At 50.9% G+C, this 17,983-nt stretch carries 18 protein-coding genes; 17 read left to right on the forward strand and 1 reads right to left on the reverse strand.

What is annotated here, in order from left to right:
• The first annotated feature begins 307 nt into the window (after positions 1 to 307).
• The 4 genes from hisG (at position 308) to hisB (ending at position 4,675) form a co-directional block, all read left to right on the forward strand.
• The gene (hisG, locus tag H9Q13_RS02620; protein WP_191182188.1) at positions 308 to 1,159 is read left to right on the forward strand and encodes an ATP phosphoribosyltransferase; all 852 of its coding nucleotides are present in this window, start codon (positions 308 to 310) and stop codon (positions 1,157 to 1,159) included.
• The gene (hisD, locus tag H9Q13_RS02625) at positions 1,159 to 2,448 is read left to right on the forward strand and encodes a histidinol dehydrogenase (RefSeq protein ID WP_191182653.1); all 1,290 of its coding nucleotides are present in this window, start codon (positions 1,159 to 1,161) and stop codon (positions 2,446 to 2,448) included. The genes hisG and hisD overlap by 1 nt, the downstream gene beginning before the upstream one ends.
• Positions 2,441 to 3,490, forward strand: coding sequence for a histidinol-phosphate transaminase (gene hisC / locus H9Q13_RS02630; protein ID WP_191182189.1), 1,050 nt, complete (start codon positions 2,441 to 2,443; stop codon positions 3,488 to 3,490). The genes hisD and hisC overlap by 8 nt, the downstream gene beginning before the upstream one ends.
• Before the next feature lie 90 nt (positions 3,491 to 3,580).
• A complete protein-coding gene (gene hisB, locus H9Q13_RS02635) occupies positions 3,581 to 4,675 on the forward strand; it encodes a bifunctional histidinol-phosphatase/imidazoleglycerol-phosphate dehydratase HisB (protein ID WP_191182190.1) in 1,095 nt (364 codons plus the stop codon).
• Between the two features lie 86 nt (positions 4,676 to 4,761).
• Here hisB and H9Q13_RS02640 read toward each other — a convergent pair whose 3' ends face one another.
• Entirely contained in the window at positions 4,762 to 5,211 is a 450-nt protein-coding gene (locus H9Q13_RS02640; protein WP_224744024.1) for a hypothetical protein, read from the reverse strand.
• Between the two features lie 564 nt (positions 5,212 to 5,775).
• Between H9Q13_RS02640 and H9Q13_RS02645 the strand changes: the two genes are divergently transcribed.
• The 13 genes from H9Q13_RS02645 (at position 5,776) to hisIE (ending at position 17,975) form a co-directional block, all read left to right on the forward strand.
• Positions 5,776 to 7,185, forward strand: coding sequence for an anthranilate synthase component I family protein (locus H9Q13_RS02645; protein ID WP_191182191.1), 1,410 nt, complete (start codon positions 5,776 to 5,778; stop codon positions 7,183 to 7,185).
• 1 nt (position 7,186) lies between these two features.
• Entirely contained in the window at positions 7,187 to 7,750 is a 564-nt protein-coding gene (locus H9Q13_RS02650) for an anthranilate synthase component II (protein WP_191182192.1), read from the forward strand.
• A 90-nt stretch (positions 7,751 to 7,840) separates the two neighbouring features.
• The gene (gene trpD, locus H9Q13_RS02655) at positions 7,841 to 8,851 is read left to right on the forward strand and encodes an anthranilate phosphoribosyltransferase (RefSeq protein ID WP_191182193.1); all 1,011 of its coding nucleotides are present in this window, start codon (positions 7,841 to 7,843) and stop codon (positions 8,849 to 8,851) included.
• A gap of 37 nt (positions 8,852 to 8,888) precedes the next feature.
• Positions 8,889 to 9,710 (forward strand): indole-3-glycerol phosphate synthase TrpC, encoded by an 822-nt coding sequence (gene trpC, locus H9Q13_RS02660; RefSeq protein WP_191182194.1) that lies wholly within the window; start codon positions 8,889 to 8,891, stop codon positions 9,708 to 9,710.
• Positions 9,711 to 9,765: 55 nt separating this feature from the next.
• Entirely contained in the window at positions 9,766 to 10,398 is a 633-nt protein-coding gene (locus tag H9Q13_RS02665) for a phosphoribosylanthranilate isomerase (RefSeq protein WP_224744025.1), read from the forward strand.
• Between the two features lie 86 nt (positions 10,399 to 10,484).
• Complete coding sequence (trpB, locus tag H9Q13_RS02670; RefSeq protein WP_191182195.1) at positions 10,485 to 11,675, forward strand: tryptophan synthase subunit beta; 1,191 nt, start codon at positions 10,485 to 10,487, stop codon at positions 11,673 to 11,675.
• The gene (trpA, locus tag H9Q13_RS02675; RefSeq protein WP_191182196.1) at positions 11,665 to 12,453 is read left to right on the forward strand and encodes a tryptophan synthase subunit alpha; all 789 of its coding nucleotides are present in this window, start codon (positions 11,665 to 11,667) and stop codon (positions 12,451 to 12,453) included. Before trpB ends, trpA begins: the two co-directional genes overlap by 11 nt.
• A complete protein-coding gene (locus H9Q13_RS02680) occupies positions 12,450 to 13,460 on the forward strand; it encodes a bifunctional 3-deoxy-7-phosphoheptulonate synthase/chorismate mutase (protein WP_191182197.1) in 1,011 nt (336 codons plus the stop codon). The genes trpA and H9Q13_RS02680 overlap by 4 nt, the downstream gene beginning before the upstream one ends.
• Positions 13,461 to 13,655: 195 nt before the next feature.
• The gene (gene mgtE / locus H9Q13_RS02685; RefSeq protein ID WP_224744026.1) at positions 13,656 to 15,002 is read left to right on the forward strand and encodes a magnesium transporter; all 1,347 of its coding nucleotides are present in this window, start codon (positions 13,656 to 13,658) and stop codon (positions 15,000 to 15,002) included.
• Positions 15,003 to 15,273: 271 nt separating this feature from the next.
• Positions 15,274 to 15,855, forward strand: a complete 582-nt coding sequence (gene hisH, locus H9Q13_RS02690; protein WP_191182198.1) for an imidazole glycerol phosphate synthase subunit HisH — start codon at positions 15,274 to 15,276, stop codon at positions 15,853 to 15,855.
• Positions 15,852 to 16,574 carry a 1-(5-phosphoribosyl)-5-[(5-phosphoribosylamino)methylideneamino]imidazole-4-carboxamide isomerase gene (hisA, locus tag H9Q13_RS02695; RefSeq protein ID WP_191182199.1) on the forward strand — a complete coding sequence of 241 codons (723 nt, stop codon included), beginning with the start codon at positions 15,852 to 15,854 and terminating at the stop codon, positions 16,572 to 16,574. The genes hisH and hisA overlap by 4 nt, the downstream gene beginning before the upstream one ends.
• Positions 16,568 to 17,326: an imidazole glycerol phosphate synthase subunit HisF gene (gene hisF, locus H9Q13_RS02700; RefSeq protein WP_191182200.1), complete on the forward strand. Its 759-nt coding sequence runs from the start codon at positions 16,568 to 16,570 to the stop codon at positions 17,324 to 17,326. Before hisA ends, hisF begins: the two co-directional genes overlap by 7 nt.
• A gap of 40 nt (positions 17,327 to 17,366) precedes the next feature.
• On the forward strand, positions 17,367 to 17,975 hold the full coding sequence (gene hisIE / locus H9Q13_RS02705; protein WP_191182201.1) for a bifunctional phosphoribosyl-AMP cyclohydrolase/phosphoribosyl-ATP diphosphatase HisIE: 609 nt from the start codon (positions 17,367 to 17,369) through the stop codon (positions 17,973 to 17,975).
• Positions 17,976 to 17,983 lie beyond the last annotated feature (8 nt).

Raw genomic sequence — 17,983 nt, forward strand, 5'->3', positions numbered from 1 at the left:
CTTTCTCTTTTTAGGGTTACAAATTATGCTCAGGTAGCAAAACATTCGCTGGTGATTTTTGTATAAACCAAAAACCCTGGTACCTTTGCAGCAGCAGTATGAGCAAAACCACGCTACATATCATCCTTTCCACTTTCACGGCAGCGCCTGTTGCCTGTGGTTCTGCTGCGCACCATCATTTCCATCATTCCTCGTAAGAGGAAGAACAGCACTATATAGCCCCCCATAGGGTTTTCATACCCTTCGTATACTTTGCTTGCAGCAAGGTCATTCGTTTTTATACCTATTTAATCCATAAAAAACATCTATGCTACGTTTAGCAATTCAGAAATCCGGCAGGCTGAGTGAAGACTCGCTAAAGCTTATCCGGGAGTGCGGTATCTCCTTCATTACCAGCTCTCTTAAACTTAAAACCGAATCCACCAATTTTCCGCTCGAAATCCTGTACCTGCGCGACGATGATATACCAGGTTATGTGGCCGACGGGGTGGCCGATATCGGTATCGTCGGGGAAAATGTGCTGGTAGAGGAAGGTATGCAGGCGCTTGCCGTCGAGCAGCTGGGTTTTTCAAAGTGCCGCTTGTCACTGGCAGTTCCGAAGTCCGATGAGTATCAGGATATAACGGACCTGCAGGGTAAAAATATCGCGACTTCCTACCCTAACCTGTTGCAGGCTTACCTGAACGAAAGGGGCGTGCAGGCGCACATTCACACGATCAGCGGTTCGGTAGAGATTGCTCCCAGCATAGGTTTGGCCGATGCCATCTGCGATATTGTGAGTTCAGGCAGCACACTCATCAGCAATGGGCTCAAAGAGGTGGAGCGTGTGTTTCAATCACAGGCGGTTCTGATTGCCAATGGCGGGCTGAACGCGGAGAAACAGGCTATACTGGATAAGTTGTTGTTCCGGATCCACGCGGTGCAGAGGGCCCAAAAAGCGAAGTATATTTTGCTGAATGCCCCAACCGATAAAGTGGATATCATCACGGACTTGTTACCAGGTATAAAATCGCCTACCATTTTGCCGCTGGCAGAAGAAGGCTGGAGTTCGTTGCACTCCGTTGTGAACGAGGATGATTTCTGGGAAATTATCGAGAAGCTGAAGGAGGCCGGAGCGCAGGGTATATTGGTGGTGCCTATAGAAAAGATGATTGTATGATGCGCAGGATAACAAATCCGGCTAAAGCAGAATGGCCGGAACTGACCAAAAGACCGACACAGAATTTCGGAGACCTGGAAGCGGGTATAGCGCAGACATTTGGGCTCGTGCAGGAGAGTGGGGACAAGGCCCTCCTTGACCTGACTGAGAAATACGATGGCGTGCGACTGACTGGTTTGCTGTCCTCTGCAGAAGAAATGGCCAGTGCAGCGGCTGAACTATCGGATGAGCTGAAAAGTGCTATTCAGCAAGCCTTCAATAATATAGAGAAATTTCATGCACAACAGGCAGAGCAGAGTAGTCGGGTGGAGACGATGCCCGGCGTAACCTGCTGGCGCAAAAGTGTGGCTATCGATAAAGTAGGGCTCTACATACCGGGTGGTACAGCTCCGTTGTTTTCTACCTTGCTTATGCTGGGCATTCCGGCACGATTGGCTGGCTGCCCGGAAATTATCCTGTGCACACCGCCTGCCAAGGATGGCTCCATCCACCCGGCTATACGCTACACAGCCTCGCTGTTAGGTATAGAGAAGCTCGTGAAAGCGGGCGGGGCACAGGCCATCGCGGCAATGGCTTTCGGTACGGAGAGTGTGCCGGCTGTAAACAAGATCTTTGGCCCGGGCAACCAGTATGTTACTGTAGCGAAGCAGATGCTCAGCAAAACAGGCGTGGCGATCGACCTGCCAGCTGGTCCCTCCGAAGTACTGGTAATAGCGGATGAGTCGGCCAACCCGGCTTTCGTGGCTGCCGACCTGCTTTCTCAGGCAGAACACGGCGCTGACTCACAGGTAGTGCTGCTGACCAACTCGGCTGACTTGCTGCGCCAGGTGGAAGACGAGCTGCAAGAACAACTGGAGGCATTGCCGCGTAAGGAGTTTGCCGCCAGGGCGTTAAACAATAGTTTAGGTATACTGTTGCAGGACGTCGAGGAGATGCTCCGGTTTTCTAACCTGTATGCCCCCGAGCACCTTATTTTGGCCGTTAATGGGTTTGAGGAGCTGCTGGATAAGATCACCAATGCCGGGTCAGTTTTCCTGGGCAACTATAGCCCGGAGTCGGCCGGGGACTATGCCTCCGGCACCAACCATACCTTGCCTACCAATGGCTATGCCCGCGCATATAGTGGTGTGTCGCTGGACAGTTTTGTCAAGAAGATCACTTTCCAGCACATCACCCCCGAAGGTTTACAGAACATCGGCAACACGATAGAAGTGATGGCGGAGGCCGAAGGCTTGGAAGCCCACAAAAATGCAGTGAGTATCAGATTAAAGGAGGTCCGAAATGTTTAACCTGGAAAGTATAGTGCGTCCGAATGTGCTCAGGATGAAACCCTATTCATCGGCGCGGGACGAGTTCAAAGGTGTGGCAAGTGTCTTTATAGATGCCAATGAGAATAACCTAGGCAGCCTTGCCGGCGAAAATTACAACCGTTACCCGGATCCGCATCAGAAAAAGCTGAAGGAGTTGATCGCAGGTATAAAAGGAGTGAAGCCAACACAGATTTTCCTGGGCAATGGCAGCGACGAGGCCATAGACCTGTTGTTTCGGATGGTTTGCCGGCCGGGGCAGGACAGCATGCTGCACCTGCCGCCAACGTATGGCATGTATGAAGTGTCGGCCAACTTGAACGAAGTCGAACTAGAAGCCGTGCAGTTGACAGCTGATTTTCAGATACCCGTGCTGGAAGTGCTCAAACAAGTGAAAGACACGACCAAACTCCTTTTCATCTGCTCACCTAATAACCCAACCGGCAACACCATCGACCCGGAAAGTATAGAAACCATCCTGGACAATTTTGATGGGTTGGTGGTGCTCGATGAGGCTTATATTGATTTTGCGGACAGCCCAAGCTGGACCACTCGATTGGAGGAGTATCCGAACCTGGTGGTGCTGCAGACTTTTTCCAAAGCCTGGGGCATGGCCGGCTTGCGGCTGGGAATGGCTTTTGCCTCAGAAGAGATTGTTGCGTTACTCGACAAGATAAAACCGCCCTACAACATCAACGAGGCTACCCAGCAACTTGCGCTCCAGGCTTTGCAGCACACAGAAGAGTTGACTTACATGATCGAAGAGATTGTGCAGGAGCGTGAAATGCTGATACAGGCGCTGCCAACATTGAAGGTAGTAGAGAAGGTATATCCATCGGACGCGAACTTCCTGTTGGTGAAAGTAAAGGACGCCAACGGCCTGTATGCTTATCTGCTCGATAAGGGCATTGTGGTGCGTAACCGCTCCAGCCTGCCGGGTTGCGAAGGCTGCCTGCGAATTTCCATCGGAACGGTGGAGGAGAACCAGCAGCTGTTTCAGGCAATAAGTGATTTTAAAATTTAGATTTTTGACAATAGATGCTTGAAATCAGTTCATAGACGCTATAAAAATTGAATCTATCGTCTAAAATCTAGTATCTAATATCTTTCTTTCATGAAAAAAGCATTATTTATAGACCGCGACGGCACCATTCTGGTGGAGCCTAAGTCAGATTATCAGGTTGACTCTTTTGAGAAATTTGAGTTCGTGCCGAAGGTGATCCGCAACCTGTACAAGATTTACAAGGAGCACAATTATGAGTTGGTGCTCGTGACCAACCAGGACGGGCTGGGAACAGACTCTTATCCAGAGCATACCTTCTGGCCTTATCAGAACAAAATGCTGGAGATCTTGAAAGGGGAAGGCATCGAGTTTGCCGACATCCTGATCGACCGGAGCTTTGAGCACGAAGGTCTGGAAACCCGTAAACCAGGTATAGGCATGATGAAGAAATACCTGACGGGCGAGTACGACCTGGCCAACTCCTATGTAATCGGTGATAGACAGACGGATGTACAACTGGCTAAGAACCTGGGCGCAAAGTCCATTTTCATAGGAGACGACGTAGTGGCAGATGCCGCCCTGAGCACCAGCGACTGGGACGAGATCTATACCTTCCTGAAGTTACCCCCACGACGCGCCAGCATTCGCCGCCAGACTTCTGAGACAGAGATTGCCATCGACCTGAACCTCGACGGCACTGGCCAGATGAACATCCACACCGGCCTGGGCTTTTTCGATCACATGCTGGAGCAACTGGCCAAGCACGGGAAACTGGATCTGAACATCCAAGTGAAAGGCGACCTGCACATAGACGAGCACCACACCATAGAAGACACCGGATTAGCGTTGGGAGAGGCCTTCCTGGCTGCTTTGGGCGATAAGAAAGGTATTATGCGCTACGGTTTCCTACTGCCTATGGACGATGTGCTGGCACAAGTGGCCATCGATTTCAGTGGCAGGCCTTGGGCGGTATGGGACGCGGAGTTCAAGCGTGAAAAAGTAGGGGACATGCCCACCGAAATGTTCTTCCATTTTTTCAAGTCCTTCAGCGACACTTCTAAAAGCAACCTGAATATAAAAGCGGAGGGTCAGAACGAGCACCACAAGATCGAGGCAATTTTCAAGGCATTCGCCAAAGCGATTCAGATGGCCGTCAAGCGCAACCCAGCGGACAATTCTATACCTAGCACAAAGGGAACGCTCTAACAGATTGGATTGCAAGAGGCATAAAAAGGGCTGGCTGTAAGATAACAGCCAGCCTTTTTATCTGGTTGATGAAGCGGTTGGTCGTTTCAGCAGGCGCGCAACCAGTCACTCGCTGCCTCTATGTCTTCAAAAGTTTTAATAAAACTAAGATCTTCCGTATTGTTTAATGCTTTTTCTGCCGAAAGCCTGCTGAATGCGCTCTGGGAATATACCCAGGCGAAACACTCCAGCCCGGCGGCCTGCATGCGTGGCATCCAATCTGAACCCACCCACCGGGATGCGCCTGACCAAATGCCCTCCACATTGGTGTTATCGTTCAGCACCTTGGTGCATCCGGTATCTAACAACAAGTCCAGAATTTTTTCACAGCCTGCCACAACACTATCATAACTCTGATAGCCTCGCCAGTTTACATAAATCCAACCATCCGCATGATTGAATTCAATCAAAATGTTGCTTTCGCGGTGTAAAATTTCATTCCTGACTAATTTCATAGTTTCCACACTATCGCAAATATCTGAAGTAGTAACGTACATATTTTTTAGCTTGGCGAGAACGAACCACAAGAATTAAAACTTAATCAAGGCGGAGGAGAATTCTCGAATGCCATTCCGATTTACTTGAGCAAATATTAAACCTAATGTAAAGGCTGATCGGATTTGTTTGCAGAAACGTGAGTTTGAGGATGTTTCTTGTAAAAGGCCTATTTTAAGGTTGTAACACCTATTCCCAAAAATGGAAATATTGCGTCCTTTATTCCCAAATAATAAAATAAATGTCCGTTCCGAAAGTGAAGACTCCATTTTTAACCACAGTGGTGGCTCCACTTAACATTCTAATAATTGAGTGATTCTTTTGTAATTGTCAAAATAGCGTTTACATTTGTGGTGCAAGGCTGCTTCAACACTTGGCCGGCGACAAAATTGATTATATGATTCAGAATCTTCATACAGCATGGTGGTGGCACGTTACGCAAAGTACCGTGAACAGCCTTGCTATATATTTGAAGAAAAACTAAGATATAGCACACAACCAAAGGTATAAAAGCCTGCTGTTCACTTGAATGGCAGGCTTTTTTGTTTTTAATCCAGCACGAAGCGATGAACAAGTATAAAATCAACACCACCTTTAAGGCCCTTTTGGCTGACACGCTCACTCCGGTGAGTGTATACCTGAAACTGCGTGACCGGTACCCGAACAGCATCCTGTTGGAGAGCTCTGACTACCATGGGGCCGAGAACAGCTTTTCGTACATCTGCTGCAGCCCGATGGCCAGTATCAAGCTGGAGGACGAGAAACTGACAGAAGTGTTGCCGGATGGAAGCACCGTGAACACACCCATCACCAAGGAGTCTGATGTGCCTGCTTTGCTTTCCGGTTTTGCAGGTCGCTTCGAAACAGAGGAAAACAGGTTCAACTTTATCAGCAATGGTTTGTTTGGTTACATGAACTACGATGCTGTGCGATATTACGAGGACATGGAGTTGACCTTGCGCCCCGACAGGCTGCGAATCCCGGATCTGTACTATGCCGTGTACCGCTATGTCATCGCGATCAACCATTTCACCAACGAAGCCTATATTTTTTCACATACCTATCAAGCAGAGGCAGACAATGGTATAGCGCAGTTGGAGGCTCTGCTCAACAGCCGCAACATTCCGAGCTATACCTTCAGGACGACAGGAGAAGAGTCCTACAACATCAATCGCGAGGGTTTTCTGCAGAATATTAAGCGGGCGAAGGAGCACTGTTTCAGGGGCGATGTGTTCCAGCTTGTGCTCTCCCGACGTTTTGATCAGGCTTTTCAGGGGGATGAGTTTAATGTGTACCGTGCCCTGCGTTCCGTAAACCCATCGCCCTACCTGTTCTATTTCGATTATGGCAGCTTTAAGATTTTTGGCTCTTCACCGGAGGCACAGCTGGTCATAAAGGACAAGAAGGCAAGCATTTTTCCGATTGCGGGCACTTTCCGTAGAACCGGCGACGACGCTGCCGATGCGGCCTTGGCCGAGAAGCTCCTGGCCGACCCGAAAGAGAACGCTGAGCACGTCATGCTGGTAGACCTGGCCCGAAATGACCTGAGTCGGAACGGCCACAGTGTGAAGGTGGAGACTTTCCGGGAGATACAGTTTTACTCGCACGTCATCCACCTGGTATCCAAAGTATCAGGCACTTTGCACCGACAGGAGGATTCGCTACAGATGGTGGCCAGCACTTTTCCGGCAGGCACTTTGTCGGGTGCTCCCAAATACAAAGCCATGCAGCTGATTGACCGTTACGAAACAACGAACCGCGCCTTTTACGGTGGCTGCATTGGTTTTATGGACTTCAACGGGAACTTCAACAGCGCCATCATGATCCGCTCCTTTCTGAGCAAGGACTACAAACTGTACTACCAGGCTGGGGCAGGTATAGTAGCGGCCTCTGACCCGGAGAGTGAGCTGCAGGAAGTCGACAACAAACTTATGGCGCTACGAAAAGCCCTCACTTTAGCACAGGAGATCAACTAACATGGAAGTACTGGTAATAGACAATTACGATTCGTTCACCTACAATTTGGTGCACCTGCTGCAGGAGCTGCAGGCAGAGGTAACGATTCGGCGCAACGACAAAACAAGCCTGGAAGAGGTGTCGCGGTTCAGGAAGATCCTGCTTTCGCCCGGACCAGGTATACCGGATGAAGCCGGTTTGCTGAAAACCATTATCCAGGAATTTGGTGCTGAGAAAAGTCTCTTTGGGGTGTGCCTCGGTCATCAGGCAATAGGAGAGGTATACGGGGGCAAACTACTCAACAGCAAGGAGGTATGGCACGGCGTGGCCACCCCTGTTCGCGTAACCTGCTCAGAAGAGCCGCTCTTCCATAACCTGCCGCAACAGTTCAGCACAGGCCGCTACCACTCCTGGTTGGTGGAGCAACATTTACCCGATTGCCTGGTGCCGACCGCAGTAGACGACAAGGGCAACATCATGGCATTGCGGCATCGGGAGTTTGATGTGCGCGGGGTGCAGTTTCACCCGGAGTCTGTGCTCACCGAGTATGGCAGGGAAATGCTGGAAAACTGGCTGAAAAATTAGATGCTGGAGAAGAGACAATAGATTTTAGACTCTCCGACTGTTTAAAATTCCCAGGTATACCTGCTATTATCTGAATTTAAGATCTGAACCATGAAAGAAATACTGAATCACTTATTTGAACATAAAACATTAAGCCGTGAACAGGCGCGGGAAGTGCTGGTCAACATTACGGCGGGCAGGTATAACCTGAGCCAGATTTCCAGTTTCCTGACGGTATACATGATGCGCAGCATCACGGTTGAGGAGCTGGAAGGCTTCCGGAATGCCCTGCTCGACCAATGCCAGCGGGTTGACCTGCAAGCCTTCGACCCGATTGACCTTTGCGGCACGGGAGGCGACGGCAAGGATACCTTTAACATCTCGACCCTATCTTCCTTTGTCGTAGCGGCCAACGGTATACCTGTCGCTAAACACGGCAACTATGGTGTGTCTTCTTCCTGTGGCTCTTCCAATGTGCTGGAGGCGCTGGGGATCCGGTTTACCACAGACAGCAGCAAGCTGGAACGGAGCATGGAACAGTATAACATTTGCTTTCTGCACGCCCCGCTGTTTCACCCGGCCATGAAAAGTGTGGCGCCTATCCGCAAAGACCTGGGCGTGAAAACGTTTTTTAACATGCTCGGTCCGATGGTGAATCCCGCTTTCCCGAAAAAGCAGCTGGTTGGAGTGTTCAGCCTGGAACTGGCCCGTATGTATGGCTACCTCTACCAGCAACAACCCGATGTCAGGTATAGCATACTCCATACCCTGGACGGTTACGATGAAATCTCGCTTACCAGTCCCTTCAAAGTGATTGCCGATAGCAGCGAGCAACTCTTGGATGCTGCCGATCTGGGCCTTTCCCAATTGCGGCATGAACAAATTAAGGGTGGCGAAGGTATAGCCGATTCCGCCGAGATTTTTGTGCGGGTACTCCAGGGCAAAGGCACGCAGGCGCAGACCGAGGTAGTGTCTGCCAACGCAGGCATGGCCATTAACTGCGCCCGTCCTGAGGTGGCTATACCTGAGGCGGTGCAAATGGCGAAAGAAACGCTTCAATCCGGGAGAGCTTATACCTTATTTAACAAGTTGATACAAGATGAAAAGCTGGTAAAAGCTTAAACAATATAAAGCCTACTTAACGCAAAATATAAAGACCATGACGATACTCGACGAAATCATTGCCCATAAATACAAAGAAGTAGCAGAGCGCAAAGCCCTTTATCCGGTTAAGCTGCTTGAAAAAAGCCTGTACTTTGATACGCCTTGCCTGTCGCTGGAGCGCTACCTGCTGCGGCCGGACAAGAGCGGCATCATTGCGGAGATCAAACGGAAATCTCCTTCCAAGGGCGATATTAACCCGTATGTGTCGGTAGAGCGCACCTCGATTGGTTACATGCAGGCGGGCGCTTCGGCACTCTCAATCCTCACGGACGGGCACTTTTTCGGGGGGAAGAACGAAGACCTGATGACAGCCCGCAAGTACAACTACTGCCCGATTCTGCGCAAAGACTTTATGGTAGACGAATACCAGATCGTGGAGGCCAAGTCCATCGGTGCTGACGCTATTCTGCTGATTGCCGCCGCCCTCGAACCGGGTAGGCTGAAGCAGCTGGCTGCATTCGCTCGTTCGTTCGGGCTGGAAGTGCTCCTCGAAGTGCACAACCTGGAAGAACTGCAGCAGACGCTCTGCGAAGACGTGACCGTCGTGGGCGTCAACAACCGCAACCTGCAGACTTTCCAAACGGATGTGGCCCTGTCCTTCGACTTGGCCAGGCATATACCCGAAGGGATAACCAAGGTATCGGAAAGTGGACTGCGCCATCCGCAAACACTGTTGGAGTTGCAGGAAGCCGGGTATAACGGCTTTTTGATTGGTGAGAGTTTTATGGAGGATGGCCGACCGGAGCGTGCTGCCACGGAGTTTATTCGCGAGCTGCGTCAATTACAGGAGCAGAAAAGCCAAACGGTTTCATATTAAGCTCGGGTTCCTTTCTTCCAGCGTGGTTATTCATTATTTCGAAGCACAACAATATATGAAACTGAAAGTTTGTGGTATGCGGGAGCCAGCGAATATCCTGCAGTTGGCGGCGCTGCAGCCAGATTACATGGGTTTTATCTTTTATGAGGGCTCTAAGCGCTATTGCGAGGGGCACATTCGCCCGGAAATGCTTGCTGAAATACCTGCAGGTATACAAAAGGTTGGAGTGTTTGTAAATGAAAGCACTGAGGTTATCCTAGAAACTGTTCAGGCATATAAGCTTGACCTGATTCAGCTTCACGGCCGCGAAACGCCTGGCCAGTGTCGTGATCTGAAAGAAGCGGGTATGACCATTATCAAAGCCTTTTCAGTGGACGATCATTTTGCCTTTGAAAACACACTGCTTTACGAAAGGTATTGCGACTTTTTTCTGTTCGACACGCGCGGCAACAACTATGGCGGCAATGGCACTGCCTTCGATTGGGAAATACTGAAAGGCTACTTATCAGATGTACCTTATTTCCTGAGCGGCGGCCTGAGCCTGGAGAACCTGCAAAGCAAAGAGTTTGAGAAGCTTCGTCCCAAACCCCACGCTATAGATGTAAACAGCGGTTTTGAACTAGAGCCGGGATTAAAGGATGTGGAGAAGGTCAAAGAACTGATCAAATTGATGAAAGAAAAGAATTGAATAAACTGTCATCTCGAGGTTTGGAGAGATCTGGATTTGATAGTATCAGACACTCATTGTATTCGAAATGACATAAAGGAACAAAAATGAATTACAACGTTGACGATAACGGGTTTTATGGCAGATTCGGTGGGGCCTATGTCCCCGAAATGCTATACCCAAACGTGGAGGAACTTCGCCAGAATTACCTGAAAATCATGGCAGAGCCAGATTTTCAGGAAGAATTGCAGGCCTTGCTACGGGACTATGTGGGGCGGCCAACGCCACTCTACTTTGCAAAACGCCTTTCCGAAAAGTATAACACCAATATCTACCTGAAGCGGGAGGACCTGAACCATACCGGCGCTCATAAGATAAACAACACGGTGGGGCAGGTGCTGCTGGCAAAGCGCCTGGGCAAGACGCGCATTATTGCAGAGACGGGAGCGGGTCAGCATGGCGTGGCCACAGCTACAGTTTGTGCACTTATGAACCTGGAGTGTATTGTGTACATGGGCGAAGTAGACATTGAACGACAGGCACCTAATGTTGCCAGAATGAAAATGTTAGGTGCTACCGTAGTGCCGGCCATCAGTGGTAGCCGCACCCTCAAAGACGCCACCAATGAGGCCATCCGCGACTGGATCAACAACCCGGAAGACACCTATTACATCATTGGCTCGGTGGTGGGGCCACATCCATACCCAGACATGGTAACGCGTTTCCAGGCGGTTATATCGGAAGAGATAAAGGCACAGCTGCTGGAGAAAACCGGCCGCGAGAACCCGGACTATGTGGTGGCCTGCGTAGGCGGTGGCAGCAACGCCGCCGGTGCCTTCTATCATTTTCTGAATACCCCGGAGGTGAAACTCGTTGCCGTAGAAGCCGCGGGCTTAGGTATAGACTCCGGTGAGTCTGCCGCCACCTCGGTGCTTGGCCGCGAGGGGATCATCCACGGTAGCCGTACCTTGCTCATGCAGACAGAAGATGGACAGGTGACGGAGCCTTACTCTATTTCCGCCGGACTCGACTACCCGGGTGTTGGGCCTTTGCACGCGCACCTGCACCAATCCGGCCGGGCCATTTTCGAAAGCATCACCGACGAAGAAGCCCTGCAGGCCGTACTGGAACTCACCCGCCTGGAAGGCATTATACCTGCCCTGGAAACGGCCCACGCCTTGGCCGCACTCGGCAACATAGGAGCGAAGCCGGATGATGTAGTGGTGGTAAACCTTTCTGGTCGTGGCGATAAAGATTTGACAACCTACTTAGACAGATTCCAACTCGATGGCAAATAGAATTCAAAACCTGTTCGGGCAGCAGCAGACAGGACTACTCTCGGTGTACTTCACAGCCGGCTACCCTAGCCTGGAAGATACGGTGCCCATCATACTGGAGTTGGAGAAAAACGGCGTGGACCTGATCGAGGTGGGCATGCCTTTCTCCGATCCGCTGGCAGACGGCCCCACCATACAGCAGAGCAGTGAGGTGGCTATACGCAATGGCATGACGATTCCTAAATTGTTTGAGCAATTGAAAGACATCCGGCAGCATACGCAGATCCCGCTGGTGCTCATGGGCTATCTCAACCCTGTCATGCAATATGGGGTGGAGCGTTTCCTGAAGAAGGCCAGTGAGATAGGGATAGATGGGATCATCCTCCCGGATCTGCCGCTCTCGGATTATGTGCGGGAATACAAACCGCTGTTCGAGGTCAATGGTTTGAGCAATATATTCCTGGTAACTCCTCAGACACCGGAGCAGCGCATCCGTGAAATAGACGAGCATTCCAACGGCTTCATCTATATGGTGTCATCGGCTTCGGTGACAGGCAGTACCGGCAACAAGGGAGTTGCCAATACAGCGTATTTCCAACGTGTGGCAGGTATGGCCTTGAAGAATCCGGGCATTATCGGCTTTGGAATTCACGACTGCGAGACTTTCACGCAGGCCTGTAGCCACGCAAGCGGCGCCATTATCGGCAGCGCCTTTATCAAAGCACTTGGTAAAGCGGGCGATTTAGCTGAAAACATCAGCACTTTTATTCAAAGCATCAGAAAGAAACAAAACGCATGATCATACAATTGCAACAAGGTATACCTGCCACTGTGAAAGAGAATATTCTGCAGCAGGTTAAAAGTGTGGGTTTTAAAGCGAACGAGGTACAGACGCAGGAGGGGCACTACATCGTAGGCATCGGCAAGAAGGATTTTGATATCCGGACGCTGGGCCAATTGCCGGGAGTGGCCGACATCCACCGCGTATCAGATGAATATAAGCTGATTTCGCGCAAGTGGAAGGTAAACCCAACCCTGATCGATTTGGGTGATGGCGTACAGATCGGCGAGGGCACTTTCAGTATCATGGCTGGTCCGTGCTCTATCGAAAACGAAAAGCAGATAGAGCTCGTTGTGCAGCATCTTAAAGAGAACAACGTGAAAATCATGCGGGGCGGGGTGTTCAAACCGCGTAGCTCACCTTATGCATTCCGTGGACTGGGTTTGGAGGGCTTGCGCATGTTCCACCAGATCTGCCGGGAGAATGGTATCAAAATCATCACAGAGGTCATGCAGGTATCGCAGATCGAGGACATGTTGGATTTTGTGGATGTTTTCCAGGTAGGTGCCCGTAACAGCCAGAATTTCAACCTGCTCGATGCATTGGGCGAGGCGCAGAAACCTGTGCTGCTGAAACGAGGTATATCCGGCACGATTGAGGAGCTGTTGCAGGCGGCGGAGTATATCTTCTCCAACGGAAACGAAAAGATCATGCTTTGTGAACGCGGTATCCGTTCATACGAAACTGCCTATCGCAATGTGCTGGACCTAAATGCCATACCCGTACTCAAGGCCAAAACCCACCTGCCGGTTATCGTGGACCCGTCGCATGGTATTGGCCTGCGTGACCATGTAGAGCCTATGTCGCTGGCTGCGGTGATGGCCGGAGCCGATGGCGTGATCTATGAAACACACCAGAAGCCGGAAGAAGCATTCTCAGACGGACAGCAGACCGTGAATTTCAAAGAGTCGGAGCGCCTGATCAAACGCATGCGCCAAGCCTTTGAATTAAGAGAGCGGTTTTAATGTATAAGTCTCTGATATTCCTTAAGGTCAGTATACCTAAAAGCCTGTCTCTTGACCAGAGGCAGGCTTTTTCGATATGCGGTTATTTACATAATTGGCTTTCCCGTAAGAGAGGTGACCAATCTTACTTATGTTACCTATAAACCACACAAATTATCTGGCTGACTTACGTAACTACTTTCAAACTAACCTGACATGATGGCGGCTACCATAGAAGAACTGAACCTGAAGGACCTGAGTAACAGTCACCCCGGAGATATTGCCGATGTGATCAGCGGACTGAACGAAAAGGAGCGCATACTGGCTTTTCTGCTTTTGCCAGGAGAACTCAAGGCCGAAGTGTTTACCTATTTCAACTACACCAAACAGGAAGATCTGCTAAAGAAGCTGGGCTCTGTTGATACCGCCGAAATGCTCGAGAACATGGCGCCGGATGACCGCACGGAGATTTTCGAGAATTTTCCCGACCTGCTTATCAAGGAATCCATCAACCTGCTCTCCCCGGAAGAGAAAAGCATTGCCCTGAATCTGCTGGGCTATCCGGAAAAAAGCATCGCTCGCCTGATGACTCCTTATTATATACAGGCTAAAAAAGGCTGGACCGTTCGGCAGGCGCTCGACCACATCAAAAAATATGGAAAGAAAGCTGAAACGCTCAACCATTTGTATGTTGTTGATAAGAACAACCACCTCGTAGACGACATCCGGATAGGGAGGCTGCTGATGGCAGAGGAGGAGGACAAGGTAGAATCTTTGATGGACTACCAGTTTGTGAGCCTGACCACCACCATGAGTCGGGACGAGGCCATCGAGCTGTTTGACAAATACGACCGGGCGGTCATGCCCGTTGTTTCAGAAAGCGGTGTGCTGGTGGGGATCGTGACCTTTGACGACATCATTGATGAGATTGAGAAACGGGACACCGAGGATATACAGAAGTTTGGTGGTCTGGAGGCCTTGGAACTATCTTATACCGATACGCCGCTGCTCACACTGGTGCGCAAAAGAGCCAGTGTGCTTATTATTCTTTTTATGGGCGAAATGCTTACGGCCTCTGCCATGGGCTATTTTGAGGAGGAATTGGCGCAGGCTGTGGTGCTGGCTTTGTTTATACCGCTCATCATTTCCAGTGGCGGCAACTCGGGTTCTCAGGCGGCGACACTTATTGTCCGGGCTATGGCCATCAGTGAGTTGGGGCTACGGGACTGGTGGTATGTCATGCGCAAGGAGGTACTGTCCGGTTTGCTGCTGGGTATTATCCTGGGTGGGTTTGGCTTTCTGAGAATCATGGTTTGGCAGCAGGCTGGTTTCTACGACTATGGGGAGTATGCCAGCCTGATCGGGGCTACCGTCGGATTGTCTCTGATCGGCATCGTGCTCTGGGGTACCTTAACCGGCTCCATGATCCCATTTCTGCTCCGCCGGTTAGGGATGGACCCCGCCACGTCATCGGCTCCGTTTGTGGCCACGCTGGTTGATGTCACCGGCCTGATCATGTACTTTACCATTGCAGCCAGTATTTTGAGCGGAACGTTACTGTAAGGTATAACCTGACCTGATTTTTTAAGGTATAAACTGTGCATTACAGAATGAATCGTTTATCTTTGTCACCATGAAAGGCACAATGGCACATCTGCACCATCATCATGCACGAAGCAAAAGTTTCGGAGCCGTCTGCCTATGGATTTGCCAGTAGTTTAAAAAGCATATATTCCAAAAGCCTGACTCCGAACAGAGTCAGGCTTTTTTTGTTGTATTGCTTTGTTCTAAAATTGAGTCTTGTGTCTAACGTCTATAATCTTGCGTCTATAAAATGAATCTCGTAATAGTTGATTACAAAGCCGGCAATGTGCAGTCGGTGCTGTTTGCACTGGAGCGGTTGGGTGTACAGGCTACCCTGAGTTGCGACTTTGAAACCATCAAGGCGGCGGATAAGGTAATTTTTCCGGGAGTTGGCGAGGCCTCATCGGCCATGGCCCAACTGAAGGCCCGCAACCTGGACAAGCTGCTGCCAACACTGCAGCAACCGTTCTTTGGTGTCTGTTTGGGTATGCAGCTCCTTTGTCAGCACTCCGAAGAAGGCGATACCGATTTGCTGGGCATCATCCCGCTGCCGGTGAAGCGCTTCCAGACAGAATTGAAGGTGCCACACATGGGCTGGAATCAATTGGAGCAGCTTCAGTCGCCCTTGTTCCAAGGTATAGCCGAGGGAGATTACGTGTACTACGTGCACAGTTTCTATGTTCCCTTGTCGGATTATACCATCGCCCAGACGTCTTATCCCGAGCCCTTTTCGGCTGCTTTACAGTACAAGAACTTTTACGCCGCGCAGTTTCACCCCGAGAAAAGCGGACCTGCCGGTGCACAGATACTCAAAAATTTCTTAGACATATGATGGAAATCATCCCAGCCATAGACATTATCGGAGGCCAGTGCGTGCGCCTCACCGAAGGCGATTTCGCCCGGCAAACCACTTATGACAGCAACCCACTCGAGGTCGCCAAACGATTTGAGTCGCATGGCATCAAGCGCCTGCACCTGGTAGACCTGGACGGTGCCCGCGCCCGTAAACCCGTGAACCTGAACGTACTGGAAAGCATCGCCGCCAACACCGGACTGACCATTGACTTTGGCGGTGGCCTGCAATCGGACGAAGCGGTGCAACAGGCCTTTGACGCAGGAGCAGCGCAGATCACGGCGGGCAGTATTGCCGTGCGCGAACCCGAAACGGTCAAGGAATGGTTGTTTAAGTACGGTGCCGACAAAATCATCATCGGGGCTGACTTCAAAGGGGCGAACATCGCCATCAGCGCCTGGACCGAAGAGAGCAAGTACCCACTGCAGGATTTTATTTCCGGGTATGTGCAAACCGGGGCGCGTCTGTTCATTTGTACCGATGTGAGCAAGGATGGTAAACTACAGGGACCATCCCTGAACACCTACCGTCACCTGAAGCTGACCCAGCCCGCGGCCGGAATTATTGCCAGTGGCGGCGTGACTACCGTACAAGACCTGGAAGAACTGCAGGAAATAGGGGTGGAAGGTGCCATTATTGGCAAAGCCATTTATGAAGGGACCATCTCGTTAAAAGACTTAGAGCGATTTTTATGTTAACCAAACGCATTATACCTTGCCTGGACATCAAGGACGGCCGTACCGTGAAAGGGATACGTTTCGAGAATATCCGCGACGCAGGCGACCCGGTCGAGCTGGCCAAGTGGTATGCTGAGCAGGGAGCTGACGAACTGGTATTCCTGGATATTACGGCAACCAACGAGGAACGCAAGACTTTTGCGGAGCTTGTGCGCGACATTGCCCGTCATATCGATATACCTTTCACAGTCGGAGGCGGTATCAGTACGGTGGCCGATGTGGAAGTGCTGTTGCAGGCAGGGGCCGATAAAGTGTCCATCAATTCGGCTGCTATACGCAATCCGCAGTTGGTGGAAGACCTGGCGCGACGTTTCGGCAGCCAGTGCGTGACCGTGGCCATCGACACCAAGTACACCGAGGCCACCGGCTGGAAGGTATACGCCCGTGCCGGCACAGTAGAGACCGAGCATGCCACCGTGGACTGGGCCCGGCAGGTTGTAGCCCTGGGTGCAGGCGAGATACTGCTGACCAGCATGAACAACGACGGGACCAAAGGGGGATTTGCGCAGGACATCACCCGTGCTGTTTCCGAGGCCGTTTCGGTGCCCGTGATCGCCTCCGGCGGTGCTGGCAGTAAAGAGCACTTTGCAGACGTTTTCCAAGATGCGCACGCTGACGCAGCGCTGGCAGCCAGCCTGTTCCACTTCCGCGAACTGGATATACCGGACCTGAAGCACTTCCTGAAAAAGCATGGTGTGGATGTTCGTGTTTAATTCAACTCCCCAAACTCTAACTCTCTAAATTCAAAATACCGTGAATCTCGATTTCGATAAAATGGATGGGCTGGTGCCAGCTGTCATACAGGATGCGCAAACAAGCCAGGTGCTGATGTTGGGCTACATGAACGAGGAGGCATACAGGAAAACAGTGGCGGAGGGCATGGTAACGTTCTTCTCACGCTCCAAAAACCGCCTCTGGACCAAAGGGGAAACATCCGGTAACACCCTCGAGGTAGTCAGTATCGCGGAGGACTGCGATAACGACTCGCTGCTGATCAAGGTAAATCCCAATGGCCCCACCTGCCACACCGGCGATATCAGTTGCTTTGGAGAGGACCCCGCCCTGAAACGCCTGGCAGCCATTCAGTTCATTGCCCGGCTGGAGGAGGTGATACAGGAGCGTAAAGCCAAACCAGAGGAGACCTCCTATACCAATTTCCTGTTCGACAAAGGCATAAACAAAATAGCCCAGAAAGTAGGGGAGGAAGCCGTGGAAACTGTGATTGATGCCGTAGCCGGCAAAACCGACACCATGAAGGGGGAGGCTGCTGATTTGCTTTATCACTTGCTGGTACTACTGGCTGCCACTGGCCTCGAACTGGCTGATGTAGTCGCTGTGCTGCAAGAGCGACACAAGAAGTAGTCTGTTAA

This window comes from Pontibacter aquaedesilientis, assembly GCF_014773225.1.
Taxonomy (GTDB): Bacteria; Bacteroidota; Bacteroidia; order Cytophagales; family Hymenobacteraceae; genus Pontibacter; species Pontibacter aquaedesilientis.

What these genes read in the sequence shown, in the direction of transcription:
- hisG (WP_191182188.1), top strand. Translation starts at nt 308, where the DNA reads ATGCTACGTTTAGCAATTCAGAAATCCGGCAGGCTGAGTGAAGACTCG.
- hisD (WP_191182653.1), top strand. Translation starts at nt 1,159, where the DNA reads ATGCGCAGGATAACAAATCCGGCTAAAGCAGAATGGCCGGAACTGACC.
- hisC (WP_191182189.1), top strand. Translation starts at nt 2,441, where the DNA reads ATGTTTAACCTGGAAAGTATAGTGCGTCCGAATGTGCTCAGGATGAAA.
- hisB (WP_191182190.1), top strand. Translation starts at nt 3,581, where the DNA reads ATGAAAAAAGCATTATTTATAGACCGCGACGGCACCATTCTGGTGGAG.
- H9Q13_RS02640 (WP_224744024.1), bottom strand. Translation starts at nt 5,211, where the DNA reads ATGTACGTTACTACTTCAGATATTTGCGATAGTGTGGAAACTATGAAA.
- H9Q13_RS02645 (WP_191182191.1), top strand. Translation starts at nt 5,776, where the DNA reads ATGAACAAGTATAAAATCAACACCACCTTTAAGGCCCTTTTGGCTGAC.
- H9Q13_RS02650 (WP_191182192.1), top strand. Translation starts at nt 7,187, where the DNA reads ATGGAAGTACTGGTAATAGACAATTACGATTCGTTCACCTACAATTTG.
- trpD (WP_191182193.1), top strand. Translation starts at nt 7,841, where the DNA reads ATGAAAGAAATACTGAATCACTTATTTGAACATAAAACATTAAGCCGT.
- trpC (WP_191182194.1), top strand. Translation starts at nt 8,889, where the DNA reads ATGACGATACTCGACGAAATCATTGCCCATAAATACAAAGAAGTAGCA.
- H9Q13_RS02665 (WP_224744025.1), top strand. Translation starts at nt 9,766, where the DNA reads ATGAAACTGAAAGTTTGTGGTATGCGGGAGCCAGCGAATATCCTGCAG.
- trpB (WP_191182195.1), top strand. Translation starts at nt 10,485, where the DNA reads ATGAATTACAACGTTGACGATAACGGGTTTTATGGCAGATTCGGTGGG.
- trpA (WP_191182196.1), top strand. Translation starts at nt 11,665, where the DNA reads ATGGCAAATAGAATTCAAAACCTGTTCGGGCAGCAGCAGACAGGACTA.
- H9Q13_RS02680 (WP_191182197.1), top strand. Translation starts at nt 12,450, where the DNA reads ATGATCATACAATTGCAACAAGGTATACCTGCCACTGTGAAAGAGAAT.
- mgtE (WP_224744026.1), top strand. Translation starts at nt 13,656, where the DNA reads ATGATGGCGGCTACCATAGAAGAACTGAACCTGAAGGACCTGAGTAAC.
- hisH (WP_191182198.1), top strand. Translation starts at nt 15,274, where the DNA reads ATGAATCTCGTAATAGTTGATTACAAAGCCGGCAATGTGCAGTCGGTG.
- hisA (WP_191182199.1), top strand. Translation starts at nt 15,852, where the DNA reads ATGATGGAAATCATCCCAGCCATAGACATTATCGGAGGCCAGTGCGTG.
- hisF (WP_191182200.1), top strand. Translation starts at nt 16,568, where the DNA reads ATGTTAACCAAACGCATTATACCTTGCCTGGACATCAAGGACGGCCGT.